Here is a 26,287-nt window from a genome sequence, read left to right as displayed (position 1 = left end):
CCCGACCACCAGCGGAGAGAGACGACGGCGCCCGTGACCACCGCCCCGTACGGCACTTGGACGACCCCCCTGACCGCGGACCTCGCCGCGACCCATGACGGCCGCCCGGAGTATCTGCACGCCGTCGGCGACGAGGTGTGGTGGACCGCCCCCCGGCCGCAGGAGGGCGGGCGCCGCGCGCTGGTGCGGCTGCGCCCGGACGGCACGGAGGAGTCCGTGCTGCCCCCGCCGTGGAACGTGCGGAACAGGGTCATCGAATACGGCGGCAGGCCCTGGGCGGGTGTGCCGCGTGCGACCGGCGGCCCTCTGATCGTCTTCACCCACTTCGGCGACCAGCGGCTGTACGCGTACGAGCCGGACGGCGGAGGTGAGCCCCGCCCGCTCACGCCCGTCTCCGCCGTAGGCGGCGGGCTGCGCTGGTGCGACCCGGTCGTGCTGCCGGAGCGCGGCGAGGTGTGGTGCGTGCTGGAGGAGTTCACCGGACAGGCGCCCACCGACGTACGCCGCGTGCTCGCCGCCGTGCCGCTGGACGGCTCGGCGTCCGGCGACCGTGCCGCCGTGCGCGAGCTGACCGACGACCGGCACCGCTTCGTCACCGGCCCCCGTCTCTCCCCGGACGGCCGGCAGGCCGCCTGGATCGCCTGGGACCACCCGCAGATGCCCTGGGACGGCACCGAGCTGCGCGTCGCCGACGTCACCGGCGACGGCCGGCTGGCCGGGGTCACCACGGTGCTCGGCGCCCAGACCGGCCCCGAGGCCGAGTCCGTCGCACAGGCCGAATGGCTCGCGGACGGCACACTGGTGGCCGCCACCGACCGCAGCGGCTGGTGGAACCTGCACCGGGTCGACCCCGCCACCGCCGTGACGGGCCCGCTGTGCCCGCTGCCCGAGGAGTTCGCCGGCGCGCTGTGGAAGGTCGGGCTGCGCTGGTTCGCCGTCCTCGGCAGCGGCCTCATCGCCACCCTGCACGGCGTCGGCGGCACCCGCCTCGGCATCCTCGACCCCGCCTCGGGCGAGCTGGCCGACGTGCCGGGCCCCTGGTCGAACTGGGCGGGGGAGCTCGCGGTCGCCGGCGACCGGGTCTTCGGCCTGGCCGCCGGCCCCGCCACCGGCTACGAGGTCGTCGAGCTGGACACCGCCACGGGCTACGCCCGCGTCGCCGGAAACGCCCACCGCGACGCCGTGGATCCGGCCCACCTGCCGCGGCCCGTGTCCCGCACGTTCGCGGGGCCGCACGGCCGCGAGGTGCACGCCCACGTCTACCCGCCGCGGCACCCGGAGTTCACCGGCCCCGAGGACGAACTGCCGCCGTACGTGATCTGGGCGCACGGCGGCCCCACCGGGCACGTGCCGCTCGTGCTGGACCTGGAGATCGCCTACTTCACCTCGCGCGGCATCGGCGTCGCCGAGGTCAACTACGGCGGCTCCACCGGCTACGGCCGCGCCTACCGCGAGCGGCTGCGCGAGCAGTGGGGCGTGGTGGACGTCGAGGACTGCGCCGCCGTCGCCCGTGCGCTGGCCGACGAGGGCACCGCCGACCCGGCCCGGCTGGCGATCCGCGGCGGCAGCGCGGGCGGCTGGACGACCGCCGCGTCCCTCACCTCGCCGCTGGCCGAGGGGCTCTACGCGTGCGGCACGATCATCTATCCCATCCTCGACCTCGCCGGCTGGGCCACGGATGAGACGCACGACTTCGAGTCCCGCTATCTGGAGTCGCTGGTCGGCCCGCTCGCCGAGGTGCCCGAGCGGTACCGCGAGCGCTCCCCGGTCCACCACGCCGACCGGATCACCGCGCCGTTCCTGCTGCTGCAGGGGCTGGACGACGTGATCTGCCCGCCGGTGCAGTGCGAGCGGTTCCTGGAGGCGCTCGCGGGCCGGGGCCTGCCGCACGCGTACCTCACCTTCGAGGGCGAGGGCCACGGTTTCCGGCGCGCCGGCACCCTGACCCGGGCGCTGGAGGCCGAGCTGTCGCTGTACGCGCAGACGTTCGGCTTCGCGGCGCCGGACGTGCCGGTCGTGGATCTGGGCGCGCCCGTGCCCCCGGCCGCCGCGCCCGTGCGCGCGTCCGCCCCGGCCACCGGGTCCGCCGTCGCGCTCACCCGTCCCCGCCGGCTGCGCCCCGGTGACCGGGTCGCGGTCGTCGCGCCCAGCGGCGGGTTCCCCCGCAAGGAGCTGGACACCGGCGTCGAGGTGCTGCGCGGCTGGGATCTGGACGTCGTCGTCCACCCCACCGCGTACGGCGAACACGGCACGCTGTCCTACCTCGCCGCCGACGACGCGGCCCGCGCCCGGGACTTCGAGCGGGCCTGGTGCGATCCGGAGATCGCCGCCGTCTTCTCCGGCAGGGGCGGCTACGGCGCCCACCGCATGCTCGACCACGTCGACTGGGCCGCCCTGCGCGCCGCGGGCCCGAAGGTCTACGTCGGCTTCAGCGACGCCACCGCCCTGCACGAGGCCCTGGCCACCCACCTCGGCACGGCCACCCTGCACGGTCCGATGCCCGCCTGGACCCCGTTCGCCGCGGACGAGACCACCCGCGAGCACCTGCGCCGCACCCTCTTCGAGCCCGCCGCCGTGCAGCGGCTGACCAGCCCCGGCGCCCGTGCCCTCGTCCCCGGGCGGGCCCGCGGCGTCACCCTCGGCGGCTGCGTCAGCCTGCTGGCCGCCGGCCTCGGCACGCCCGGCGCCCGCGCCGGGGCCGCCGGCGGCATCCTGCTGATCGAGGACGTCGAGGAGGAGGACTACCGCCTCGACCGCATCCTGACCCAGCTCCGTCGCAGCGGCTGGCTGACCGGCGTCGCCGGCGTCGTCTGCGGCACCTGGGCGGACTGCGGCCCGTACGAGGACATCCGCGCCGTGCTCGCCGACCGGCTCGGCGACCTCGGCGTGCCGGTGCTGGAGGGCCTGGAGTTCGGCCATGGCGTCCCCGCCCTCACCGTCCCCCTCGGTGTCCCCGCCGTCCTCGACGCGGACGCCGGCACGCTCACCCTCGACACCCCGGGGCTCGCATGAGTCGCCCGGGCCGCGGGTCCGCGCCGCCGCCGGACCGGGCGCGGATGCCGATCGACGAGCCCGCACCCGGCTCCCGTACGGACCCGCGCGAACTGCTGGAGACCTACCTCGACCACTACCGCGCCGAGGTGCTGCGCAAGCTCGACGGCCTCGCCGAGGAGGAGCTGCGTTCCAGCCGGGTGGCCTCCGGCTGGACGCCGCTGGAGCTGCTGGTCCATCTGACGTGGGTGGAGCGCCGCTGGTTCGAGTGGGGTTTCGCGGCCCGGCCGCTGCCGGACCCGTGGGGCGACCGCGGGCCGGACGACCGCTGGACGGTACCGGCGGGCGCCGGCACCGAGGAGCTGAAGGACGCCTTCCGCGCGGCGTGCGCCCGCTCCCGGGAGATCGTCGCCGGCGTGCCGCTGGACCGCACGGCCGCCGTCGGCGGGCGCTTCCCGACCGCGGACCGGGCGCCGTCGCTGGCGCTGATCCTCTTCCACGTGCTGCAGGAGTACGCGCGCCACGCCGGTCACCTCGACATCGCGCGGGAGCTGGCCGACGGCGTCACCGGCGAGTGACGATCGCCCGAACGCCCCGGCCGCCGGGCGCCGCCGCGGCCGCGGGCCGATGCTGGGGTCATGGCTCGTACCACGGCAGGGACCGGCGGCGTGCGCGGTACACGGCAGGCGCTCACGCCCCGCAGGGTGGTCGTGATCGTGCTGGCCGCCCTCAGCCTGGTCTTCATCTTTCAGAACACCCGGCGCACCCGTATCCACTGGCTGTTCTGGGAGGTCACCACGCCGCTGTGGCTGGCGCTGCTGGCCGTGGGGGTGATCGGCATGATCGTGGGATGGCTGTTCCGGCGCCGCAGGTGACCGGGGAGCGGGCGAGGGCAGCGGCGCCGGGCAGCACCGCGGGCGGCGCCGATGTCAGTGCCGGCCCGTAGCGTCGGAGGCATGAGCGAGACGCCACCGCCGGGCCGCGGGGTGCCCGCCTGCCACGAGTGGACGCCGCCCGGCGCGGCGGGCCTGACCGCCGCCGCGTCCGCCGCACCCGCGTCCGCGGTCGTGCCGTCCGCCGGCCCGGGCGGGGCGCTGGGCGTGATACGGCGGTGGCAGGACGGCCGGTGCGCCGTGTGCGGGCTGTGCCCCACCCGGCTCGTCATCGACCACCACCATGTCTCCGGGCTGGTCCGCGGCCTGCTCTGCGCGTCGTGCAACGTCGCCGAGGGCCGCCGCACGTCGCACTACGCCGAGCCGTACGCCTCCTACCGCAGCCGCCCGCCCGCGCTGATCGTCGGCCTCACCGAGCGCTATCCGCACTGGCGCCCGAACGCCTACCACTACGTCCTCGGCGACCCTCCCGACGATCCCGTGCTCGCCGCCCGCGTCCTCGGCCACCTCATACGCCACCCGCCACGCCGCCCCACGGGCCGCCCGGTCGAGATCCCCGGGCTGCCCGGTCACTACCTGGTGGGAGACGGGATGCGCCGTCTCGCCGAGCGGCTGGCGGCGGAGGCATAGTGGACACATGACTGTCCTCTTCCGGCGTACCGTCCCGGTCTTCCGCATCTTCGACATCGCCAAGGCCCGCGAGTTCTACGTCGACTATCTGGGCTTCACGGTCGACTGGGAGCACAGGTTCTCCGAGGGCCTCCCGCTCTACATGCAGGTCTCCCGCGGTGACCTCACGCTCCACCTGAGCGAGCACCACGGCGACGCCACCCCCGGCGCCACCGCCTACATCGAGGTCGACGGCGCGGGCGAGTTGCACGCGGAGCTGAAGGCCAAGGACTACCCGTACCTGAAGCCGGGTCTCGAAGAAGACGCCGGAATCGGCACGATCCTGGAGCTCACCGACCCCTTCGGCAACCGGCTGCGGTTCGTCCAGCCCAACCCCTGAACGAGGCCGGGCGTAGACTCGCCCGGTGCCAGAGAACGACGTCATCGCGGCCGGCGGCCGCACCGCGATCCGCACGCCGCGCCCCGCGGACGAGGCGGAGTTCCTCGCCCGCGTGCGGGCCAGCGCCGAGCTCCACCGCCCGTGGCTGTCCCCGCCCGCCACCCCTGCCGACTACCGCGCCTATCTGGAGCGGCTCACCGAGCCCCAGACCGAGGGATTCCTCGTCTGCGAGCGGGAGTCCGGCGCCGTCGCCGGCTTCGTCAACATCAACGCCATCGTGCGCCGTGCCTTCCTCTCCGGCGCCCTCGGCTACGCCGCCTTCGTCCCGTACGCCGGCCGCGGTCACATGTCCGAGGGCATCGGCCTGGTCGTCCGGCACGCCTTCACCCATCTCGGCCTGCACCGCCTGGAGATCAACGTCCAGCCGGGCAACGCCGCCTCCATCGCGCTGGCCAAGCGCGCGGGCTTCAGGCTGGAGGGCTTCTCGCCGGACTACCTGTTCATCGACGGCGCCTGGCGCGACCACGAACGCTGGGCGCTGACCGCCGAGATGACCGACGTCCTGGGCGCCCCGCGGTAGCGGTCAGCGCCGGCGGTCGACGTACTCGAAGATGCTGCCGTCGGGGTGGCGCGCCACCATGTTGCGCCCGATCGGCGTCTCCGAGGGGCCGGCGACGATCTCGGCGCCGACCGAGCGGAGCGTGGCGTACGCCTCGGCGACGTCCTTGACCGCCAGCGTCGCGGTGATTCTGCGCAGCACGTCGAGGGTCTGGGGCGGGCCGGACATCAGCAGGAAGCAGCCGACCGCGGCGACGGAGACGCCCGCCTGCGAGAAGTGCTGCGCCTGTTCGCCGGTCAGCCTCTCGTACGTGTCGACGGCGGACTCCAGATCGTCCACGCAGATGCGCAGTGAGGTGCCGAGGATCTCCATGGGGAGAGTCTAGGGGCGGCGAAGCCCGTTGCGACCGCGGGCCGTTGGAGCGGGTAGGCGCCCCAGGCCCCGCGCGCTCACGTCACCCGGCAGAGCACCTCGCCGTGCAGCACCGCGAACCACGCGCCGTCCGCCGCGCCCCACTCCCGCCATCCGTCCGCGATCCGCTCCAGCGCAGCAGCGTCCGCGTGCCCGCCGTCGACCGCGAGGCGGGCGTACGACGACGCCACCGTGCGGTCGGCCCACGATTCGCTCCACCACGTGCGCTCCTCCTCCGTCGCGAAGCACCACGCGCTCGCCGAGGCCGTCACGTCCTGGAATCCCGCCTCGCGGGCCCACCCCAGCAGCCGCCGTCCCGCGTCCGGCTCGCCGCCCGAGGCGCGCGCCGTCCGGCGGTAGGTGGCCAGCCAGTCGTCCAGGGCCGGCACGCCGGGGTACCAGGTCATCGCCGCGTAGTCCGCGTCCCGTGCGGCGACGACGCCGCCGGGGCGGCACACCCGGCGCATCTCGGCCAGGGCCCGCACCGGGTGCGCGAGGTGCTGGAGCACCTGGTGGGCGTGGACGACGTCGAACGAGTCGTCCGGGAAGTGCAGCGCCTCGGCGTCGGCGACGGCGAACTCCACGTTCGTCACGCCCCGCGCCGCCGCCGCGGCACGCGCCTGCGCGAGGATCCCCGGCTGCGCGTCGACCGCCGTCACCCGGCCCTCCGGCACGAGGGCGGCGAGGTCGGCGGTGATCGTGCCGGGGCCGCAGCCGACGTCGAGGAGGTGCATCTGCGGGCGCAGTTCGCCGGTCAGGTACGCCGCCGAGTTGGCGGCCGTGCGCCAGCGGTGGGACCGCAGCACCGAGTCGTGGTGTCCATGCGTGTAAACGGCCATGTGCGGCAGCGTAACCTCCGTCTCGTATGACGAGAAGCCTTGTCTTGCCATGCGGTCAACCGGCGGGTTTCCGACGCATGAGTGCGTGCCGCCCGGGTAGCAGCGGGCCCGGGATTGCCCGATCCTGGGAGACGCAGACAGCCGGCGCGAAGGAGAGCCGCAGATGGGCGAGAGCGACCGGCGCCGGGGCGGCATCGCCCCCGCGCGGCTGACCGACCAGCAACTGATCAAGGAGCTGGAGACCATCCACCGCACCCGCCACGACACGCTGCTGCACGGGTCGGCGGCGGCGCTCGCGATGCACAACACCCGCATGGCGCAGCTCGAAGGCGAGTACCTGAGCCGGCACCCCGAGCGCTCCGTCGCGCTCGGCCGCACCCGTGAGGGCGCGCGCGAGCGCGGCTGAGAGACCGTACGGACGAACCGCGGGCCGGAAGGGACTTACCGGGCGCCGGCGTGCGCGCGCCGCGCGTCCCGACCGGACGCGCGCGGACGACACCTCACCTGAGCAGGCGCGCAGCGCACCACCCCGGCGGGCGTCCGATCTGGGACAGTGAGAGGGATCCGCACCTTGTGAGCGCCCGACGGGCGCGTGACGGCGGGAGGTGGCGCATGCAGCAGGCCGTCCCCGACGCCGGTCTGCCACCCCCCGCGGAGATCGTCGACGCCTTCACCCAGGCGGCGACCTCCGCCCCCGGGCCGCCCGGCGGCGGGCCGGAGCTGCGCACCGCCGCCGCGGGATACTGGGGCCGCCGCGGCCTGGCCACCGACTCCGGCCAGACCGCCGCCGCACCAGGCGGCCCCGCGCTGCTTCTGGCCCTGGTCGCCGCCGCCGGCGGCGAGGTGCTGCTGCCCCGCCCCTCGGCGTCCTGGTACGCGGCGCAGCCGGGGATCCTCGGCCGCCCCGCGCACCGCGTGCCCACCACCGCCGAGTCCGGCGGCGCCCCCGATCCGGTCGCGCTGCTGGAGACCGTGCGCCGGGTACGGGCCGAGGGCGGCGACCCGCGGCTGCTGGTCCTCTCCGTCGCCGACGACCCCACCGGCACCGTGCCGCCGCCGGAGCTGGTCCACGAGGTCTGCGAGGCGGCGGCGGGGGAGGGGCTTCTCGTCGTCAGCGACGAGACCTACCGCGACACCCTGCACGACCCGCACGCCACCGTGCTCGTCAGCCCCGCCGAGATGCTCCCCGACGACGTCGTCGTCCTCGCCGACCTCGGCGGCACGCTCACCCCGCCCGGCTGGCCCGCGGCCGTCGCCCGCTTCCCCGCCACCCGCGCGGGGGCCGCGCTCCACGCCGCCGCGCTGGCCGTGCTCGGCACCGCCGTCCCGCCGCTGCCGCCGCCCGTGGGGGCCGCCGCCGCGGCGGCGCTCGCCGAGCCGCCCGCCGTCACCGGCCGGCTGGCCGCGGGCGTCCGGCGGCACGCGGCGCTCACCGCGGCCGTACGGGACGTGCTGACCGCCGCGGGCGCGCTGGTCCGCCCGCCCCAGGCCGGGTACCACGTGTACGCGGACCTCGAAGCCGTGCGGCCGGACCTGGCCCGGCGCGGCGTCATGGACGCCGTGGACCTGGAGTCCGCCGTCGTGCGCGCCCTGGGCTACGGGGTCCGCGCCCGCGCGGTCGCCGGCGCGCAGCGCTTCGGCGACGACCTGGCCGCGCTGCGGCTGCGGGTGGCGACGGCGCCGCTGCTCGGCGAGGGCGGCGGGGCGCACGCCGCGGCTCTCGCCTCGGCCCACGACCGGCCGCCCGCCGCCGCGAGCACCCTGGTCCCGGCCGCCGCGCCCGCCTCCGAAGCCGCGCCCGGCCCCGAAGCCCCGGATGTCCTGCGGATCCCGGGAGCGGAGCCACCGGATCCCGCGGAGTGGCCGCAGGTGGCCGAGGCGCTGAGATCCCTCGGGTCGGCCCTCGACGAGCTGACAGGAGGCCGCCGTTGACCAGCCAGTCCCAGCGGACGGGAGCCACCGGGCCCGCCACGCCGACCGGGCGCTCCGCCGCAACACCGCGTCCGCTCGGCGAGATCCGCCGCTGGCCGCGGTCCTTCACCGACCGCCTCAACGCTCCGCTCCCCGGCATCGCCATGCTCACCCGGCTGGCCCGCACCCGCCAGTTCCGCCCCGCTCCCCGGGCCCTCGAAGAGATCCCCGACCTCCCCTACGAGCCCGGCCCGCTGCCCTCCGCGGGCCCCCGCACCGTCGCCGTCACCTGGGCCGGGCACGCCAGCTGGGTGCTGCGCATCGGCGGCCTGACCGTGCTCACCGACCCGCTGTGGTCCCGGCGGATCCTCGGCACCCCCGCCCGCGTCACCCCCGTCGGCGTGCGCTGGGAGGACCTGCCGCCCGTCGACGCCGTCGTCCTCTCCCACAACCACTACGACCACCTCGACCGCCCCACCCTGAAGCGGCTGCCGCGCACCACACCGCTCTTCGTGCCCGCCGGGCTCGGCCGCTGGTGCCGCCGCCGCGGCTTCACCCGGGTCACCGAGCTGGACTGGTGGGAGGCGGCCGTGCTGCCCGCGCCCGGCGGTCCCGTGCGCTTCGACTTCGTACCCGCGCACCACTGGAGCAAGCGCACGCTCACCGACACCTGCCGCTCACTGTGGGGCGGCTGGGTGCTCACCGACGGCGCCGGCCGGCGGGTCTACTTCGCCGGTGACACCGGCTACGGCCACTTCTTCGAGGAGATCGGCCGCCGCCTGCCCGGCATCGCCCTCGCCCTGATGCCCATCGGTGCGTACGCGCCCCGCTGGATGCTGGGCCCGGTGCACATGGACCCCGAGCAGGCCGTGCGCGCCTGCGCCGAGGTCGGCGCGCGGCGCATGGCGCCGATGCACTTCGGCACGTTCCTGCTGTCGGCGGAGCCGCCGCTGGAGCCGCTGCGGCGGGTGCGGGCGGCGTGGGAGCGTACCGGCCGGCCGCGGGCGGAGCTGTGGGACCTGCCGGTGGGGGCGTCGCGGGTGCTGTGAGAGCGGGAGGGGGCGTACGGCGTGTACGCGGGGCGCGTGGCCGCGTACGGTTATGCCGCGTGCCCCGGGCCGGGGCCGCGCAGCCGGCGCCACGCCGGCGGTGCCACGCTGATCAGCACCGTCAGCAGCACCGCCGCCGCCACCCCCTGCCACGGCTCGGGGAAGAGCGATCCGCCGAGGATGCCGATCAACTGATACGTGGCGGCCCACGCCAGACAGGCGGGGAAGTTGCCGCGGACGAACGTGCGCAGCGGCATCCGCGCCAGCAGGCACGCGAGCATCACCGGTATCCGCCCGGCGGGCATCAGCCGCGACAGCACCAGCACGGAGATCCGGTGCCGCTCCAGCTTCCGCTGCGCTCCGGCCAGTTGCCCGGGCGCGACCCGGTCGCGCAGCCGGTCCAGCCAGCGGGAGCCGCCCCGCGAGCGCACGCCGCGGCTGCCCAGCCAGTACAGGGCGACGTCCCCGAGGAAGGCGGCGATCGAGGCGGTGGCGAAGACGAGCAGCAGCGCGTACGCCGCCTCGTGGTGGAAGGCGACGACCGCGGCGGAGCTGACCACGGCGCCCGTCGGCACCACGGGCACCATCGCCCCCACGAGCACGAGGAGGAAGAGCGACGGGTAGCCCACGGCCTGCTGCGCGGGGGCGACGTCCCCAGCGGCGGCGAGCAGTGCGGGCGGCGCGTTCGGCACCCTCAACGAGCCGCCTCCAGCCGCATGCCCTCGCCGTGTCCCAGCCGGTGCACCGACACCTCGGGCGCCAGCGCGGCGGCCCGGCGCACGAAGTCGTGGCCGGGGGCGTGGAACTCGTGCGGGCGGACGGCGTCCATGCCGATCGGCCAGTACGTGCCGTAGTGCACCGGCACCGCCGCGCGCGGCGCCAGCTCCGCCAGCGCCTCGGCGGCGCGGCCGGGGTCGAGGTGCCCGTGGCCGAGGAACGGTCCCCAGCCGCCGACGGGCAGCATCGCCACGTCGCACGCGCCCACGGCGCGGGCCATGCCGTCGAAGAGACCGGTGTCGCCGGCGAAGTAGGTGCGCGCCTCGCCCGCGAACACGTAGCCGAGGGCGGGTGCTGTGCGCGTCCCGTACGGCCAGCGGCGACCGTCGTGCGCCGCGGGCACGGCGCGAATCGTCAGCGGGCCGGCGGCGACCTCGTCCCCCGGGCGCACCTCGGTCACGGGCAGCCCCCGCGAGGCGGCGAGCCGCCCGAGGCCGGGCACGGCGGCGCGTGCGCCGGACGGCACCACGAGCCGGGTGCCGGGGGCGAGCCGGGAAAGGGACGGCAGGTGGAGGTGGTCAGAGTGCAGGTGGGAGACGACCACGACATCGGCGATCGCGGCCGACGGCGGCGGCAGCGCGCCGCGGCGCCGCCGCAGATGCATCAGCCGCGGCACGAACAGCGGGTCGGTCAGCACCCGCACCCCGGAGTCCCGCACGGTCGCGGTGGCATGTCCCCACCACGTGATCTCCACCGGCAACGCCCGCTCCCTCCGCCACCACCTGTCCCGGCTCCACCCGAGGGTACGGCGTCCCGGGGCGCCCCGTGAGGCCGCGCGGGGCCGGGCGAAATCGCTTGTCGCCCGGCTGTGGAAGGCTGGTACGACAGGAGCGGAGGTGAGACAGCGCATGGCAGAGCCGCGGAAGGCGCCGGGCGAGGACACCGGGCCGGGGGAGGGCCCCTGGTCCGGGGAGGGCGCGGGGGAGGGCACGAGGCCCTGCCCTGACGGCCGGTCCGGGCCGCCGCCCGGGTCCCGTACGGACCGCCCGCCGCGGCCCCGTACGGACCCGGACTCCCGGCCCCGTACGGGTGCGGAACCCCCGTCCCGCACGGACACCGACCCCTCATCCCCCACCGAGCCCCGCCCCGGGTCCCCCGCGGACCCCGCCCCCGGTACCCGCGCCGGCCTGACCGCCCTGCGGGCGGCCACCACGCGCCGGGGCAGGCGTGCCGCCGCCCGCGGCCTCGGCCGGATCGTCGTGGTGTGGGCCGTCGGCACGGTGACGATGCTCATACTCGCCGGTGCCCTGCCCGACTTCCGGCTCCAGTCGCCCGACGGCGACAGCGCCACCCACATCGCCGTCACCGCCGCCGTCGGCGCCGGCGTCTTCGGCGTACTCTCCGCCTTGGTGTGGCCCGTGCTCGTACGGGCCCTGCTGCTGGTGCCCGCCTTCGTGCTCGGCCTGCTCGTCTTCTTCCTCAACGGCTCCCTGCTGCTGATCGCGCTCAGCCTCAACCCCACCGGCCGCGGCGAGGCCAACCCGGAGACCGCCGTCGTCGTCGCCGCGGTGATGTCCGCCGCGTCCTCCGCCACCAGCACGGCGCTCACCGTCCGCGACGACGGCGCCTACCGCCGCCGGCTCGCCCGGCTCGCGTACCGCCGGGGTGGTCCGCGCGTATCCCCGGACGCCGCCCCCGGCATCGTCTTCCTCCAGCTCGACGGCGTCGGCCACGATGTGCTGCACGCCGCGCTGCAGGAGCGCGAGCGCGCGGGCGGGCGCAGCATCGGCGGGCAGCGGCTGCTCGCGCACCGGCTGCCGCCGGTGATGGAGACCGTCGCCTCCTGGCACGGCACCAGCCACCGGCTCATCTCCTGGCGCACCGACTGGTCCAGCCAGACCGGCGCCAGCCAGCTCGGCATCCTGCACGGCACCAACGACGACGTACCGGCCTTCCGCTGGTACGAGAAGGAAACGGGCGAGGTGATGGTCTGCAGCCACCCCTCCACCGCACTGGAGCTGGAGCGCCGGGCCGCCGCCCGCACCGCCGGCACCGCCGGTGAGCAGGCAGCCGCGCCCGCCGGGCTGCTGGCCACCGGGGCGCCCGGCGACACCGCCAGTCGCGGCAACCTGTTCACCGGCGGTGCCACCCAGCTCGCCCTGGTGCTCTCGGTGGCGGTCCGGCGAAAGAAGAAGACCCGCTCCCGCGCCGGATACTTCGCCTACTTCTCCGACCCCGCCAACGCCTCCCGCACCTTCGCCTCCTTCTTCGCCGAGGCCGGCCGCGAGGTGTTCCAGTCGCTGCGCTCCCGGCTGCGCCGGGAGACGCCGCGCGTCGGCCGCGGCGGGCTGTACCCGTTCGTCCGCGCCTTCGCCACCGTCGTCTCCCGCGACGTCGTCGTGGCCGCCGTCATAGGGGACATGCTCGCCGGGCGCACGGCGGTCTACGCCGATCTCGTCGGGTACGACGAAGTGGCCCACTATGCGGGGCCGCATCACCGCGACAGCCAGCAGGTGCTGCGCCGGATCGACCGCTCGATCGCGCTCGTCGCCAAGGCCGCCGAGCACGCCCCGCGCCCCTACCGCATCGTGCTGCTGTCGGACCACGGCCAAAGCCACGGCCCCACGTTCGCCGCCGCCTACGGCCTCACGCTGCAGGACCTGGTACGCGCCGGCTGCGGGCTGCCCGTCTCGCGGCGGGTCGGCGGGACCAGGAGCGGCGCCGAGGCGCGCACCGCCGCCCGTGCCGCGCTGCGCCGGCCCGAGCGCCCGGAGGACGTGTACGGCGGCGAAGGGCGGCGCGGCCAGGAGCCCGTGGTGCTCGGCTCCGGGAATCTGGGCCTGGTGTCCTTCCCCGAGCTGCCCGGCGTGGCGAGCCGGGAGACGATCGAGCGCCGCCACCCCGCGCTGCTGCCGGCGCTGACCGAACACCCCGGGATCGGCTTCGTGCTGGTGCGCTCCGAAGAGCACGGGCCGGTGGTCCTCGGCGCCGGCGGCGCGGAGCACCACCTGGAGACCGGCAAGGTCGTCGGCATCGACCCGCTGCTGCCCTTCGGGCCCGGCGCCGCCGAGACGGTGCTGCGCACCGCGCGCTTCCCGCACGCCGCGGACATCATGGTCAACTCCTCGTACGACCCGCAGAGCGGCACGGTGCACGCCTTCGAGGACCAGATCGGCTCGCACGGCGGCCTCGGCGGGGAGCAGAGCCGGGCGTTTCTGTTCTGGCCCGAAGGGCTGACGCCGCCGGTGCCGGCGGGAGAGACGCTGGCGGGGGCGGAGTCGGTGCACCATGTGCTGCGCCGGTGGATCAACGAGTGCGGCGGACCGGTCGTGCGCCGGGCGGCGGCCGGGGCGCCCGGCGAGCAGGTGGTGGAGGACCGGCGGGCGGGGTGAACCCGGCGGCCGGGCCGCCCGTCAGCCGGCGGGAGAGGGAGGCCGACTTGCCCTCCCTGATCATCTGCTGGATCAGACTCACCACAGTGCTGTCGTCGGCCGAGATGACGGCCTTCCCCGACGAGGTGACCGCCTCGACGGAGGAGAGAACGGAACTGCCCCCGGCTGATCCTCCACGCCACATCTCGTCGGACACCGGTGCCGGACTGCACCTCCTGTGATAGCCCGGTGCCGCCGCCTCCCCCGGCGCGCCGCAGTCGGCCCCTGCGGGGTGACGGCACTGCGCCGACCAGCTCGGGGTCTCCTCCGGTACGGAGGGGACCCGTGGGCGGGCGGCCTTACCCCGGGGGTAATCGACGTGCCGGGCGGGGGCGGGCACCGTGGGAACAGCGGAGCCCGGACCGGCGCACTCCGGCCCGGGTTCCGGCTGCCGGGTACGGGTGCGGCCCGCCGTCGTGCGGTACGGGCCGCCGCGCGGTGTCCGGGCCACCGCCTCGCGCTGACCGGCCGGGACATACGGGCCACCGCCCCGGTGCCGGCCGGGACGGCGGCCCGCGGGCCCGCCGGGGCCGGTCAGCGCACCAGCAGCGCGACGATCTTCCAGTTCGCGGTGGCCGGGGCGCCGACGCGCAGCTCGGTCACCCGGCCCGCAGCCCCGCCGTCGAGGACGAACTCCTCCCACTGGTACGCGCCCGCCGGTACCTGCGGCCCCGGGGCGATCACCTCGGTACCGTCCGCTTCGACGACGATCCCGGGCGTGGCGTATCCGTCGTCGCCGCGCAGCACGGAGACCGTGCGCCGGCCGGCGGGCAGATGCAGCCGCAGCAGCGCCGCCGGCTGGTTGTTGACCATGTCGCGGCGCAGGACGTCCGGGGCGCCGCGGTCGCGGGACATGGGTGCCGGTGCCCCGCCCGTCCAGCCGTAGCCGGCCGACTGAGACCAGGAGGAGTCCGGGGTCAGGGCGCGGTAGGAGGGGGTGACCGGGGAGCCGACCGGGCCGGCGTCCAGGGCGAGGGCGACGTCCTCGCCGTGCGGCACCGCGTACACGCGCACCGGCTCGCCCGTCACGGTCCGCCCGTCGACCTCGACGCGGGGCGCCAGTTCGTACGTGCCCAGCCGGCCCGCAGGCGCCGCGACCGCGACGGGCGGGGTGACCTCGACGTCGATCACGGGGTCGGTGTCGAGGTCCACCACCTGCCGCACCGTCGTCGTGGCCCAGCCGTCGGGAGCCGTCGGCGACACCGTGACCTCCGCGACGGGGTCGCCGTCGGGGCGCAGTGCGCGGGTCAGCCGTACCCGCACCACGTTGCGGCGGTCCGCGAACAGCGGCAGGCCGGCGGTGAGTTCCACGGCCGGGCGTTGCTCGCGCGCGATGTCCTCCTCCAGCGCGGTCAGGAACTCAGCCAGCCGCGCGGTCACTTCCGGCCGGCGCGCGGCGAGGTTCACCGACTCCCGCGGGTCCGCGTGGAGGTCGTACAGCTCCGGCAGGTAGCGCTGGTCCGAGCCGCGCCGCCGGACGTGCAGCTTCCAGCGGCCGTCGCGTACGGCCGCGGCCCGCGAGCTGAGGAAGAACGGCACCGGCGCGCGCTCGTGCAGCCGGGCCCCGCGGAGCGTCGCGGTGAGGTCGGTGCCGTCCAGCGCGACTCGCGGCTCCGGTGCGACGCCGGCGAGGGAGCACACCGTGGGCAGCAGGTCGAGGAAGGAGACCACGTCGTCCGACTCCCGGCCGCCGGGCACGGTTCCCGTCCAGCGGACGAGGAACGGCACCCGCACCCCGCCTTCGAAGACCTCGAACTTCCGGGACCGCAGCCCGCCCGACGAGCCCTCGAACCAGGGGCCGTTGTCCCCGGCGACGATGATCAGGGTCTCGCGTTCGAGGCCGCGGTCGGCTATCGCGTCGAAGAGGCGGCCGAGGTGGTGGTCGACGGATTCGACGGCGTCGCCGTAGAGGCCGCCGCGGGAGCGGCCCTCGAACTCGGGCTCGACGGCGAGGGGAAGGTGGGGCATGGTCTCGGCGAGGTAGAGGAAGAAGGGCCGGTTCCCGGCGCGGTCGATCACGTCGATCGCCTCGTCGGTGAAGCGGCGCGTCATCGTCGCCAGGTCGGCGTCGCTGTTCAGGACCTCCACCGGTTCCTCGTCGCGCCAGACCTCGGTGGGGTACGTGTCCGCCGTGTACATCGCGTCGACGCCGAAGAAGGAGTCGAAGCCGTGCCGAGCCGGGTGGTGGGCGTCGAGCCGGCCGAGGTGCCATTTGCCGATCGCCGCCGTGACATAGCCCGCCGTGCGCAGGTACTCGGGGAGGGTGCGCTCCGCCGTGCCCAGCCCGTGCGGGTCGTCCCGGCTCAGCACGTCAGGGATGCCGGTGCGCGGCGGCACCCGGCCGGTGAGCAGCGCGGCGCGGGACGGGCTGCACACGGGTGCGCCGCAGTAGCCCTGGGTGAAGCGGGTGCCCTGGCGGGCGAGCCGGTCCAGCCGCGGGGTGCGGATCAGCGGATGGCCGTAGCAGCCGAGGTCACCGTAGCCCAGGTCGTCCAGGAGGATCACGATGACGTTCGGGCCGCCGCCCGGGGGCCGCGCGGGCTCGGCGCTCGCCTGGTGCACATGGGGTCCGCCGACCGGGACGGATAACCCGGTCGCACCGAGCGTGAGCGCCGATCCTGCGAGGACATCGCGGCGGCTGACCAAGACGGGCTCCCTTCGGACGCCGGCACGTCGGGAGACCGGCAGGTGCCGCCGATCCTCGGACTTCGGCGGCCTCTGCGTCAAATAAGAGCGTATTGCAGGTTTGTGAAGACGTGCGGTGGGGACTTTTTCCCGCCATGCGGGTAAGAAGAGGGCACGAGTGCCGCGTTGGTCGCCCGGGGCGCCCGGCCTCTGGCCGCGTCAGTGCACCACCAGCGCCACGAGCGTCCACCTGTTGCCCCCGGTGCCGCTCAGCTCCAGCTCGACCGTCCGGCCCCCGGGCCCGCCGTCGCTGAGGAACTCCTCCCACCGGTACGCCCCCGCGGGCAGCCGCGGGCCCGGCTCGATCACCTTCTCGCCGTCCGCCGCCACCGCGAATCCCTGCGTGGGCCGCTTGTCGTCGCCGCGCAGCAGGGAGATCCGGCGCGGCCCCGCGGGCAGCCGGAGCCGCAGCACACCCGCCGACCGGTCGCGGACCATGCCGCGCCGCAGCGGATCGGGGCCGTCGTGGGCGCGGGACTGCGGCGGGGCGGAGACCCAGCCGAAGCCGGCGGCCCGGTCCCAGGCGGTGGCCGGTGTCAGAGGGCGGTACGAGGCCAGCGCCGGGCGGCCGTCGGGTCCGGCGTCCAGCGCGAGGGCCGCGTCGCGGCCGTGCGGTACGGCGTGCACCTGCACGTCGGCGCCCGTCACCGTCCGCCCGTCGACGACGACCCGGGGGGTGAGCCGGTGGCCGCGCAGCCGCCCCGCGGGGGCCCCGGCCGCGGGCGGCGGGGTGACGTCGACCTCCAGCACCGGGGCGGCGGCGAGGTCGACCGTCTTCCGCACGGTCGTCGCCGACCAGCCCTCCGGCACCGCGACCGTCACCGTGACCCTCGTCCGGGAGCCGCCGTCCGGCCGCAGCGCCCGCGACAGCCGGACCCGCACGGTGTTGGCGCGGCCGGCGAACAGCGGGGGTTTCGCGGTGAGGGCCACGGGCGGGCGCCGTTCCGCGGCGACGTCCTCCTCCAGCCCGGCCAGGAACGTCTGCAGCCGTTCGGTGACCTCCGGCCGCCGCGCGGCCACGTTCGCCACCTCGCGCGGGTCGGCCTCCAGGTCGAACAGTTCGGGCAGGTAGCGCTGGTTCCGGCCGGCCCGCCGTACGTGCAGCTTCCACCGGCCGTCCCGTACCGCCGCCGCGTGCCGGCCGAGGAAGAACGGCACCGGCGGGCGCTCGTGCAGCCGCTCACCGCGCAGCACCGCGCGGAGGTCGGTGCCGTCGAGCTTCACCCCGGGTTCGGGTGTCACGCCGGCGAGGCCGCAGAGCGTCGGCAGGATGTCGAGGAACGACACCACCTGGTGCGACTCCCGGCCGCGCGGAACCGTGCCCGTCCAGCGCATGAGGAACGGCACCCGTACCCCGCCCTCGTAGAAGCCGGACTTCCGGCCGCGCAGCCCACCGGTGGAGCCCTCGAACCAGGGGCCGTTGTCGCTGGCGACGATGATCAGGGTGTCCCGTTCGAGGCCGCGGTCGGCTATCGCGTCGAAGAGGCGGCCGAGGTGGTGGTCGACGGATTCGACGGCGTCGCCGTAGAGGCCGCCGCGGGAGCGGCCCTCGAACTCGGGCTCGACGGCGAGGGGGAGGTGGGGCATGGTCTCGGCGAGGTAGAGGAAGAAGGGCCGGTTCCCGGCGCGGTCGATCACGTCGATCGCCTCGTCGGTGAAGCGGCGCGTCATCGTCGCCAGGTCGGCGTCGTCGCGCAGCGTCCCCACGGGGGCGCCGTCGCGCCAGATCTCGGTGGGGTACGAGTGTTCGGAGAACATCGCGTCGACGCCGAAGTACGAGTCGAAGCCGTGCCGCGACGGATGGTTCTCGTCGAGCCGGCCGAGGTGCCATTTGCCGATGGCGGCCGTGTGGTATCCGGCTTCCCGCAGATAGCCGGGGAGTGTCCTCTCCGCGGCCCGCAGCCCTTGCGAGTCGTCCCGGCTGAGCACCTTGCGCACGCCGGTGCGCGGCGGTACGCGGCCGGTGAGCAGCGCGGCGCGCGACGGGCTGCACACGGGCGCGCCGGAGTAGCCCTGGGTGAAGCGCGTGCCCTGGCGGGCGAGCCGGTCCAGATGCGGGGTGTCGATCAGCGACGAGCCGTAGCAGCCGAGATCGCCGTAGCCCAGGTCGTCCAGGACGATCAGGACGACGTTGGGGCCGCGGCCCGGCGGCCGGGTCGGGTCGGGACCGGTGACCGCGGCCCGGACGTCGGGCGAGCCGGAGGGGAACGGTAAGGCGGTCGCACCGACCGCGACCGCGGAGGTGGCGAGGACTTCGCGACGGCTGGCCATGACGGCTCCCTTCAGGCGCCGGCGCGCTGGAAGGGACCGGCAGTCGTTGCCGCCGATCTTGCGTGACGACAGACCCTCCGTCAAATAAAGACCTGCTAAAGGTTTATGAAAGCTTGTTGGTGGGAAGTGCGGTGCGCCCTGCGGGTACGTCAGGAGCCGAGCTGCCGGCGCAGGTACGTCGTCGTCTCCGCGTCCGCGGGCAGCAGCGTCTCCAGGGCCAGCTCCGAGACCGTCACGTCCATGGGCGTGTTGAAGGTGGAGATGGTGGAGACGAACGACAGCAGGTGTCCGTCGTGCGCGACCCGCAGCGGCAGCGCGAACGGGGCCCGCCCGCCGACCTCCGCGACCTCCTCGTCCCCCGCTTCCGGAGCGAGCGGATAGGCCGCCACCTCGTCGTACAGCTCCCTCAGCGCGGGCGAGCGCACCAGTGAGAGCTGACGGTCCATCTGGTGCAGCAGATGGGCGCGCCACTGCGGCAGGTTGCGGATCTTCTTCGCCAGCCCGTCGGGGTGCAGCGTCAGCCGCATCGCGTTCAGCGGCGGGCGCAGCAGGTCCTCCGGCACCCCGTCGAGGACGAGCAGGATGCCGCGGTTGGCGGCCACCACGTTGTACGCCCCGTCGACGACGATCGCCGGGAACGGCTCGTGGGCGGTGACGAGCTGCTCGACGCCGTGGCGCAGCTCGGCCATCGCGGGGTCGTCGAGCGGCGTCTCGGGGTAGTGGGGCGCGTAGCCGGCGGCGAGCAGCAGCGCGTTGCATTCGCGTACGGGCATGTCCAGGTGCTCGGCGAGCTTGAGCACCATCGCCCGGCTCGGCCGTGACCGGCCGGTCTCGACGAAGCTGATGTGGCGGGCCGAGGAGTCCGCGCGCAGCGCCAGCTCCAGTTGGCTCAGCCCGCGCCGCTCCCGCCAGCCGCGCAGCAGGGCACCGGCGGTGCCGGCGCCGTCGTCGGCGCCGCCGCCGCGGGGCAGGTCACCGCCGGGAGGGGTACCGGGGGTGACGGGGAGGCCGGAGGTCGTCATGTCATCGACGGTAACCGAGCGCCGCGGGGGTACTGTCGGCCGGGAACCGCCCAGCCGCGAAGGGAGCCCTTCCCATGGCCGTCGAACCGCTTTCCCCCGAGGAGACCGAGGACCGGCTCGCCGGGCTGCCCGGCTGGTCGGTGGCCGAGGGAGAGCTGCTGTCGCGCACCTACCGCTTCGGCTCGCACCCGGCCGCCGCGGCGATGGTCGCGGACGTTTCCCGGATCCAGGAGGAGCTGGGGCACCACGCGATGCTCACGCTCGGCTACAACACCCTCGATGTCGCCGTCAACACCCACAGCGTGGGCGGCCGGGTCACCGAGCTGGACGTCGACCTCGCGCGCCGGATCGAGGCCGTCGCCCCGGAGCACGGCGCGAGCTGACCGCCCGGGCGGCGCCGCCGTCTCCGGACAAGGAGGGTGCCGGAGCCCTCAGCATTCCTGGGGGCCGTGTGGGGACCACGCGGGCTGTACGCGGGTGGGCATCTCTTCTGAGCCGAGCCGCATCCCCGTCGGCCTTCTTGCGGTGTGTCACGACACGGGTCGTGACACACCGCAAGGGGCGGCGGGGTAGCCGGCCCCGGCCTTGGAACGGTCAGTTCACCGACGCCGAGAAGGAGTTCACGCCGAGGCCCGTGCCGCCTTCCCAGGGCTCGAAGCCCGCCTGGACGCTGGTGAGGTACCACTGGTCCGTGGCGAGCCCCGCGTTGACCGCCTGGTCGATGAAGGCCGTCAGGTCGAAGCTGAGGTTGCCCAGCGCGGACGGGGCGACGAAGGAGATCACGTCGTTCGTTCCGTTGCTGCCCCTCCATACCTCCCAGGTGTGGCCCGCGACCTGGGCGGTGCCGGTCTGCGAGCCGATGGGCTGGATCGGCCCGACGCGGTTGAGCCAGATCATGATCTCGGTCTGGCTCACCCCGTCCGTCTGCGGCTCCGGGTCCAGCCAGATGTCGAACGAGGCGTTGTAGACGGCGTTGTCGACATAGGAGTACGAGATCGAGCTGGGCGCACTGGAGATCGTGCCGATCTGCCGCGGCAGGTTGGTGCCCGGTGAGCAGTTGGTGTAGTGGCAGCCGAGGAAGACCGACGGGTACGACTTCGGGGCGCCGTTGGTGGGCGCGCTGCCGTCTGCCCGCGTGATGTGGAAGCCGCTGTCGGTGGTGGTGATGCACTGGGCCTGGTCCGTTCCCCAGGCGTTGTTCTGGACCACGTACCTGTCCTGGATCGTCGTGCTTCCGTACTTCTCGCAGATCTCCGCCTGCACGACCGGGGACGCCTCCGCGGTCGTCAGGGAGGCGACCAGCGATCCAAGGGTGAGGACGGCCGCGAGGCCGAGGGCGTGGACGCGCGATTTCCGTGATGTCATCTGCGGTGCTCCTTCAGGTGGGGGGCATGGGAGCGCTCCCAGCGGACGATAGAAGGTCGCGAAGCGGCTGACAAGACGGGGCGGGGCTTCCTGCGGTCAGGAGACACCGGGATACGGCCCCCGCCCGGCAACGCAGGGCTGAACGACGGCAACCGCTCTGTCCTCCGTCGCCAACCGGCCCTGCGCGGGTAGACGGTGCTCGCCGACGCGCCGTCACGTCATCGACGGTTGCGAGGACCGCGAGGTACCGTCTGCCGGAAACCGCCCGCGGAGGTCGGCCACATCACCCTCGATGTCGCCGTCAGCACCCCCGGCGTGGGCGGCCGGGTCACCGAGCCGGACGTCGACCTCGCGTGCCGGATCGCGGCCGTCGCCCCGGCGCACGGCGCGAGCTGACCGCCGGGCGGTGTCACTGGCCGGTGAGCAGCCGCTCCCGGGCCGCCGCGACGGTCGGCTCCGGCAGTCCGGCCGCGGTGAGGTACGCCGCCGCGTCGAGGGTCGCGTGCGTGTCGGCGATGACCTGCGTCGCCGTGCGGCCCGAGCGGGACTGGATCCCGGCGATCTCCAGCGTCTGGTCCGGGTGGCCCAGGGCGGCGGCGGCCCGCCGGTGGTTGGGCCCGCTGAGCAGGTAGTCGGCGGCGATGTCCGCCGCGGAGACCCCGGCGAGCGCCAGCAGCACGAACGAGGCGAAGCCGGTACGGTCCCGCCCCGCCGTGCAGTGCACCACGACGCCGCCGGGCGGCGCCGCCGCGACCTCGCGCACGACGGACACCGCCACCGTCGGGACGTACTCCAGATAGGCGGCCCAGGTCAGCGGCGTGCCCTCCAGGTGACCCCACTCCCGCCACCAGCGCACGTTCCCCGCCAGCTCGTCCACGGGCACCCGGACCAGCCCGATCGTCTCCGGGCGGGGCAGGCGCGGGCGGTGGTCGATGCCGTTGCGCAGGTCGATGACGGTGCGTACGCCGTGGTCGGCGACGGCGGCCCAGCCCGCCTCGGTCAGCCCGTCCAGGTTGTCGGCGCGCACCAGGGCACCGCGCCGGGTGTGGCGGCCACCGGTCGCGGCCAGCCCGCCGAGGTCGCGTACGTTGAAGCAGCCGTCCCAGTCGAGCTCACGTCCGGCCCGTGCAGCCATGACTCCCCCTTGGTGATCGACTTCCGGTCGCCCCCTCAGACGCGGTTGCGGGTGCAACGGTTCCGAGGGCGGCGACCGGCGGCCGGCCGGCGGGGGAGGGTCAGTTCACGTCGTCGGGGTCGTCGCCGATGCGGTTGCCCGCGTCCAGGCGTCCGACGGCGGCCATGTCGGCGTCGTCCAGCTCGAAGCCGAAGACGTCGATGTTCTCCCGGATACGCGACGGGGTGACGGACTTGGGGATGACCACGTTGCCCAGTTGCAGATGCCAGCGCAGCGTGATCTGCGCCGGGCTGCGGCCGTGCTTCTCGCCCAGTTCCCGCAGCACGGGCTCGTCCAGCAGCCCCTTGCCCTGGCCCAGCGGTGACCACGCCTCGGTGGCGATGTCGTGCGCGGCGTGGAAGGCGCGCACGTCGGCCTGGGCGAAGTCCGGGTGCAGCTCGACCTGGTTCACCGCGGGCGCGACGTTGCCCTCGTCGAGGACGCGCTGCAGATGGGAGGGGTGGAAGTTGGACACGCCGATGGCCCGGGCGCGTCCGTCCGCGTAGATCTTCTCCAGGGCCCGCCAGGTCTCCGGGTACGTGTCCCTGGCCGGCGCGGGCCAGTGGATGAGGTACAGGTCGACGTGGTCCAGGCCCAGCCGGCGCAGCGAGTCGTCGAAGGCGCGCAGCGCGGCGTCGTAGCCGTGGTCGGAGTTCCACAGCTTGGTGGTGACGAACAGCTCCTCGCGCGGGACGCCGGACGCGGCCAGGGCCTTGCCCGTGCCCTCCTCGTTCCCGTAGATGGCGGCCGTGTCGATGCTCCGGTAACCGGCGTCGAGCGCGGTGCGCACGGCGGTCTCGGCCTCGGAATCGGGCACCTGCCAGACACCGAAGCCGAGCTGCGGCATCGCGACGCCGTTGTTGAGGGTGATGGTCGGAACGTTGCTCACGTGGGATGTGTCCCTCTTCGTCGACGAGTTCGTACAGGCGGTTCGCCCTCCCGACGCTAACCGCGATCGCCCGCCGCGGCATTCCCTTGAAGCCCATCCGGACCGGGCCTACATCTGGTAAAGGGCATCGACCTCGTTCGCGTACGCCTTCTCGATCGCCTTCCGCTTCAGCTTCAGCGACGGCGTCAGCAGCCCTTGCTCCTCGGTGAACTGCACGGCCAGTATCCGGAACGTCCGGATCGACTCCGGCGGCGACACATGGGTGTTCGCGGCGACCACGGCCCGCCGGATCTCGGCCTCCAGCTCCCCGTCCCGGACCAGTTCGGTGGGTGTCATCGACGGCCTGCCCCGCATGAGCTGCCAGTGCGCGACGCCGTCCGGGTCCAGCGTGACCAGCGCCGCGACGTAGGGCCGGTCGTTGCCGACGGCCAGGCACTGCGAGACCAGCGGGTGGGCCCGCACCCGCTCCTCCAGCGGCAGCGGCGAGACGCTCTTGCCGTTCGACGTCACCAGCAGCTCCTTCTTCCTGCCGGTGATCGTCAGATAGCCGTCCTCGTCGAGGCTGCCCAGATCGCCGGTGGCCAGCCAGCCGTCGCGCAGCACCCCCGCGCCCTCGCCGACGTAGCCGCTGAAGACCTGCGGGCCGTGCAGCCAGACCTCGTCGTCGGGGGCGATGTAGACGGTGATGCCGGGGATGGGGATGCCGACGGTGCCGTAGCGCGGGCGCTCGGGAGGGTTGGCGACCGCCGCGGCGGTGGTCTCCGTCAGGCCGTAGCCCTCGATGACCGTGATGCCCGCGCCGGCGAAGAACAGCCCGAGCCGACGCTGCATCGCCGACCCGCCGGAGAAGACGAAGCGGGTCCGGCCGCCGAGCGCCGCGCGCATCTTGGCGTAGACCAGCTTGTCGAACACCTGGTGCTCCAGCCGCAGCGCGGGGCTCGGCCCGCGGCCGGCGTCGAAGGCCGACTCCTCGCGGGCCCGGGCGTGCCGGACGGCGACGTCGGCGGCCTTGTCGAAGACGGCGAGCCGGCCCTCGGTCTCGGCCTTACGGCGGGCGGCGGCGTAGATCTTCTCGAAGATGTGCGGCACGGCCAGGATGAGGCTCGGCCGGAACGCCTTGAGGTCCGCGAGCAGCACCGGCGCGGACGGGTCCGGCTGATGGCCGAGCTTGACCCCACCCCGGACCGCGGTGACCTGGATCATCCTGCCGAACACGTGCGCGAGGGGGAGGAAGAGCAGGGTGGAGGCGGGCTCGCCCTGGTGCGGGCGGAAGAGGGCCTCGTAGCGCAGCAGGATGTTGTCGGCCTCCGCCATGAAGTTGGCGTGCGTCAGCTCGCACCCGCGGGGGCGGCCGGTGGTGCCGGAGGTGTAGATCACGGTGGCGGGGGAGTCCGGGGTGACGGCGAGGCGGTGCCGCTCGACCACGTCGTCGTCCAGGTGCGCGCCGGCGGCGGTCAGCTCGTCGAGCGCGCCTTCGTCGATCTGCCAGAGCATCCTGAGCCGGGGCAGCTTGTCGATGACGGAGCCGACGGTCATCGCATGGTCCGCGTGCTCCACCACGCAGGCGACGGCGCCGGCGTCGTGCAGCATCCAGTACGCCTGGTCGGGGGCCGAGGTCGGGTAGACGGGCACGGCCTGGGCGCCGATCGCCCAGAGCGCGAAGTCCAGTTGGGTCCACTCGTACCGGGTCCTGCACATGATCCCCACCCGGTCGCCGAACCGCAGCCCCGCGGCCAGCAGACCCTTGGCGAGGGCGAGCACCTCGTCGCGGAACGTCCCGATCGTCACGTCCTGCCAGCGGCCGTCGGCCTTGCGGGCGAAGGCGACCCGCCCCGGATCCTCCGCGGCCCGCTGGAAGACCGCGTCCGCCAGCCCCCCCGACTTCGGTGCGTCTGCCAGGGGAGGCACGGTGAACTCGCGCAACGCTTTACTCTCCTCAGACGGTGGGGCGCCCGGCGCGGCGACCGTACCCGAGGAGTTCGCTGATCTGCTGTCCTCCATCACCTCTGCACGGAACCTCTGCGAGGGGTGCACGTCCCGGTCGCCGGAAGAACGGGCGGCCCTTCCAGCATGGCGCGGCGGCCGGCGGCGCGGGGCGGGGTCGGGGAAAGTGCGAGGTACGGGCGGGGGAGAGCGGGGCCCGGCCCGTACGCCGTGGACGGCACTCGCGTACGAACAGGGCCCGCCGTTCCTCTCCCCTACAGCGCCCCGGCGTCCCGGGCGGTCCACAGCGACGGGTACAGCGGCCGGAAGCCCAGCTCGTCGCGGATGCGGCGGGTGGAGACCACGCCGTGCCACGGATCGGCCACCGGGCGGTCCGCCATGCCCTCCGGGATCTCCGCGCCGACGAGCTGCAAAACCTCCACCGCGCTGACCGGCGCGTCGTCCGCGACGTTGTAGATCCGCCCGTCGGCGCCCGGGGCACGCAGCACCCGCCACAACGCCTGGGCCACGTCCGCGTGGTGCACCATCTGCAGCCGCTGGTGTGCGGCGAAGCTCAGCGTCCAGCCAAGCGCCTCCTCGATGTGCGGGTCCCCCTCGCCGTAGACGAACGCCAGCCGCGCGACGCGCACGTCCATGCCGCGCTCGCGGTGCAGTGCCAGCAGGCCCCGCTCCGCCTCGGTCTTCGCCTGCGGGTACGCGCCCTGCAGCAGGCCGTCCGCCCGCGGCTCGTCGGCCTCCACGGCGGGCCGGCCGCGCCCGGCGCCGTAGACGAGGTTGGTGCTGGTGAAGACGAAGCGCCGCACGCCCTCCTCCGCGGCCTGCTCGCCCAGCGCCAGCGTCGCGTCCCGGTTGACCGCGTACGCCTCCTCGTCCGGCACGTCGCGGAATGCCGCCGCGACGTGCACCACCGTCTGTGCCCCGGCCAGCGCCTTGCGCCGGTCACCCGGGTCGCGCAGGTCGCCGACGACGACGTCTGCGCCGAGCCTGGCGAAGGGCGCGGCCCGCTCGGCGTCGCGCACCAGCAGCCGCACCCCGCCGCCGCCCGTCCACTGCAGCAGCCGTGGCACGAACCGCTGCCCGACCTTGCCCGTTGCTCCCGTCACCAGCACGCTCATCATCTCTCCGGT

General features: G+C 74.9%; 24 protein-coding genes and 1 pseudogene. 13 read left to right on the top strand and 12 right to left on the bottom strand.

Translation table 11 applies throughout. The features are described 5' to 3' along the window. Positions 1–33 precede the first annotated feature (33 nt). The 6 genes from I003_RS0104170 to I003_RS0104145 all read left to right on the top strand — a co-directional run bounded on the left by I003_RS0104170 (position 34) and on the right by I003_RS0104145 (position 5,473). Positions 34–3,012 carry a prolyl oligopeptidase family serine peptidase gene (locus I003_RS0104170; protein WP_027770352.1) on the top strand — a complete coding sequence of 993 codons (2,979 nt, stop codon included), beginning with the start codon at positions 34–36 and terminating at the stop codon, positions 3,010–3,012. Positions 3,013–3,056: 44 nt separating this feature from the next. Beyond that, positions 3,057–3,569, top strand: a complete 513-nt coding sequence (locus I003_RS0104165; RefSeq protein WP_027770351.1) for a DinB family protein — start codon at positions 3,057–3,059, stop codon at positions 3,567–3,569. A 60-nt stretch (positions 3,570–3,629) separates the two neighbouring features. Further along, positions 3,630–3,866, top strand: coding sequence for a LapA family protein (locus I003_RS0104160; RefSeq protein ID WP_027770350.1), 237 nt, complete (start codon positions 3,630–3,632; stop codon positions 3,864–3,866). 81 nt (positions 3,867–3,947) lie between these two features. Continuing rightward, positions 3,948–4,514 (top strand): endonuclease domain-containing protein, encoded by a 567-nt coding sequence (locus I003_RS0104155; protein ID WP_027770349.1) that lies wholly within the window; start codon positions 3,948–3,950, stop codon positions 4,512–4,514. Between the two features lie 7 nt (positions 4,515–4,521). After that, positions 4,522–4,893, top strand: coding sequence for a bleomycin resistance protein (locus I003_RS0104150; RefSeq protein ID WP_027770348.1), 372 nt, complete (start codon positions 4,522–4,524; stop codon positions 4,891–4,893). Between the two features lie 25 nt (positions 4,894–4,918). Continuing rightward, positions 4,919–5,473, top strand: a complete 555-nt coding sequence (locus I003_RS0104145) for a GNAT family N-acetyltransferase (RefSeq protein ID WP_027770347.1) — start codon at positions 4,919–4,921, stop codon at positions 5,471–5,473. 3 nt (positions 5,474–5,476) lie between these two features. On the opposite strand, the gene I003_RS0104140 is transcribed toward I003_RS0104145, so the two are convergent. Further along, positions 5,477–5,824, bottom strand: a complete 348-nt coding sequence (locus I003_RS0104140) for a VOC family protein (protein WP_027770346.1) — start codon at positions 5,822–5,824, stop codon at positions 5,477–5,479. 77 nt (positions 5,825–5,901) lie between these two features. Continuing rightward, positions 5,902–6,702 carry a methyltransferase domain-containing protein gene (locus I003_RS0104135; RefSeq protein ID WP_027770345.1) on the bottom strand — a complete coding sequence of 267 codons (801 nt, stop codon included), beginning with the start codon at positions 6,700–6,702 and terminating at the stop codon, positions 5,902–5,904. A gap of 163 nt (positions 6,703–6,865) precedes the next feature. Here I003_RS0104135 and I003_RS0104130 point away from each other — a divergent pair, with 163 nt between their 5' ends. From I003_RS0104130 to I003_RS0104120, 3 genes are all read left to right on the top strand, one after another. Beyond that, positions 6,866–7,108 (top strand): DUF6158 family protein, encoded by a 243-nt coding sequence (locus I003_RS0104130; protein ID WP_018837095.1) that lies wholly within the window; start codon positions 6,866–6,868, stop codon positions 7,106–7,108. A gap of 206 nt (positions 7,109–7,314) precedes the next feature. Further along, entirely contained in the window at positions 7,315–8,634 is a 1,320-nt protein-coding gene (locus I003_RS0104125; protein ID WP_027770344.1) for an aminotransferase class I/II-fold pyridoxal phosphate-dependent enzyme, read from the top strand. Beyond that, positions 8,631–9,662, top strand: coding sequence for an MBL fold metallo-hydrolase (locus I003_RS0104120; RefSeq protein WP_027770343.1), 1,032 nt, complete (start codon positions 8,631–8,633; stop codon positions 9,660–9,662). Before I003_RS0104125 ends, I003_RS0104120 begins: the two co-directional genes overlap by 4 nt. A 50-nt stretch (positions 9,663–9,712) precedes the next feature. Here the strand turns inward: I003_RS0104120 and I003_RS0104115 are convergent, their stop codons facing one another. Beyond that, positions 9,713–10,354 (bottom strand): VTT domain-containing protein, encoded by a 642-nt coding sequence (locus tag I003_RS0104115; RefSeq protein WP_037720049.1) that lies wholly within the window; start codon positions 10,352–10,354, stop codon positions 9,713–9,715. Between the two features lie 2 nt (positions 10,355–10,356). After that, positions 10,357–11,139 carry an MBL fold metallo-hydrolase gene (locus tag I003_RS0104110; RefSeq protein ID WP_027770341.1) on the bottom strand — a complete coding sequence of 261 codons (783 nt, stop codon included), beginning with the start codon at positions 11,137–11,139 and terminating at the stop codon, positions 10,357–10,359. Positions 11,140–11,287: 148 nt separating this feature from the next. Between I003_RS0104110 and I003_RS0104105 the strand changes: the two genes are divergently transcribed. Both I003_RS0104105 and I003_RS0104100 read left to right on the top strand, forming a co-directional pair. After that, positions 11,288–13,771, top strand: coding sequence for a phage holin family protein (locus tag I003_RS0104105; protein ID WP_027770340.1), 2,484 nt, complete (start codon positions 11,288–11,290; stop codon positions 13,769–13,771). A gap of 47 nt (positions 13,772–13,818) precedes the next feature. After that, a complete protein-coding gene (locus tag I003_RS0104100) occupies positions 13,819–13,992 on the top strand; it encodes a hypothetical protein (RefSeq protein WP_158688937.1) in 174 nt (57 codons plus the stop codon). A gap of 352 nt (positions 13,993–14,344) precedes the next feature. On the opposite strand, the gene I003_RS0104095 is transcribed toward I003_RS0104100, so the two are convergent. The 3 genes from I003_RS0104095 to I003_RS0104085 form a co-directional block, all read right to left on the bottom strand. After that, positions 14,345–16,372, bottom strand: a complete 2,028-nt coding sequence (locus I003_RS0104095) for a sulfatase family protein (protein ID WP_027770338.1) — start codon at positions 16,370–16,372, stop codon at positions 14,345–14,347. A gap of 282 nt (positions 16,373–16,654) precedes the next feature. Beyond that, positions 16,655–18,766 (bottom strand): sulfatase family protein, encoded by a 2,112-nt coding sequence (locus tag I003_RS0104090; protein ID WP_027770337.1) that lies wholly within the window; start codon positions 18,764–18,766, stop codon positions 16,655–16,657. Between the two features lie 149 nt (positions 18,767–18,915). Next, entirely contained in the window at positions 18,916–19,788 is an 873-nt protein-coding gene (locus I003_RS0104085; RefSeq protein WP_027770336.1) for a helix-turn-helix transcriptional regulator, read from the bottom strand. Positions 19,789–19,862: 74 nt separating this feature from the next. Between I003_RS0104085 and I003_RS0104080 the strand changes: the two genes are divergently transcribed. Then, positions 19,863–20,171, top strand: coding sequence for a 4a-hydroxytetrahydrobiopterin dehydratase (locus I003_RS0104080; protein ID WP_027770335.1), 309 nt, complete (start codon positions 19,863–19,865; stop codon positions 20,169–20,171). 214 nt (positions 20,172–20,385) lie between these two features. Here I003_RS0104080 and I003_RS31435 read toward each other — a convergent pair. Further along, positions 20,386–21,153 (bottom strand): annotated as a pseudogene (locus I003_RS31435) (GH12 family glycosyl hydrolase domain-containing protein); the annotation flags it as partial. Between the two features lie 228 nt (positions 21,154–21,381). Here I003_RS31435 and I003_RS35910 point away from each other — a divergent pair. Next, complete coding sequence (locus tag I003_RS35910; protein ID WP_158688936.1) at positions 21,382–21,549, top strand: hypothetical protein; 168 nt, start codon at positions 21,382–21,384, stop codon at positions 21,547–21,549. Positions 21,550–21,562: 13 nt separating this feature from the next. Here I003_RS35910 and I003_RS0104065 read toward each other — a convergent pair whose 3' ends face one another. From I003_RS0104065 to I003_RS0104050, 4 genes are all read right to left on the bottom strand, one after another. Continuing rightward, positions 21,563–22,288 (bottom strand): tyrosine-protein phosphatase, encoded by a 726-nt coding sequence (locus I003_RS0104065; RefSeq protein WP_027770334.1) that lies wholly within the window; start codon positions 22,286–22,288, stop codon positions 21,563–21,565. Between the two features lie 100 nt (positions 22,289–22,388). Beyond that, positions 22,389–23,216: an aldo/keto reductase gene (locus tag I003_RS0104060; RefSeq protein WP_027770333.1), complete on the bottom strand. Its 828-nt coding sequence runs from the start codon at positions 23,214–23,216 to the stop codon at positions 22,389–22,391. 108 nt (positions 23,217–23,324) lie between these two features. Next, the gene (locus I003_RS0104055) at positions 23,325–25,139 is read right to left on the bottom strand and encodes a long-chain fatty acid--CoA ligase (protein ID WP_027770332.1); all 1,815 of its coding nucleotides are present in this window, start codon (positions 25,137–25,139) and stop codon (positions 23,325–23,327) included. 275 nt (positions 25,140–25,414) lie between these two features. Next, positions 25,415–26,275 (bottom strand): NAD-dependent epimerase/dehydratase family protein, encoded by an 861-nt coding sequence (locus I003_RS0104050; protein ID WP_027770331.1) that lies wholly within the window; start codon positions 26,273–26,275, stop codon positions 25,415–25,417. Positions 26,276–26,287: the final 12 nt, after the last annotated feature.

Source organism: Streptomyces sp. CNQ329, assembly GCF_000482585.1.
The sequence above is the reverse complement of the archived record's forward strand: the minus strand, read 5'-3'. Positions and strand labels throughout refer to the sequence as shown.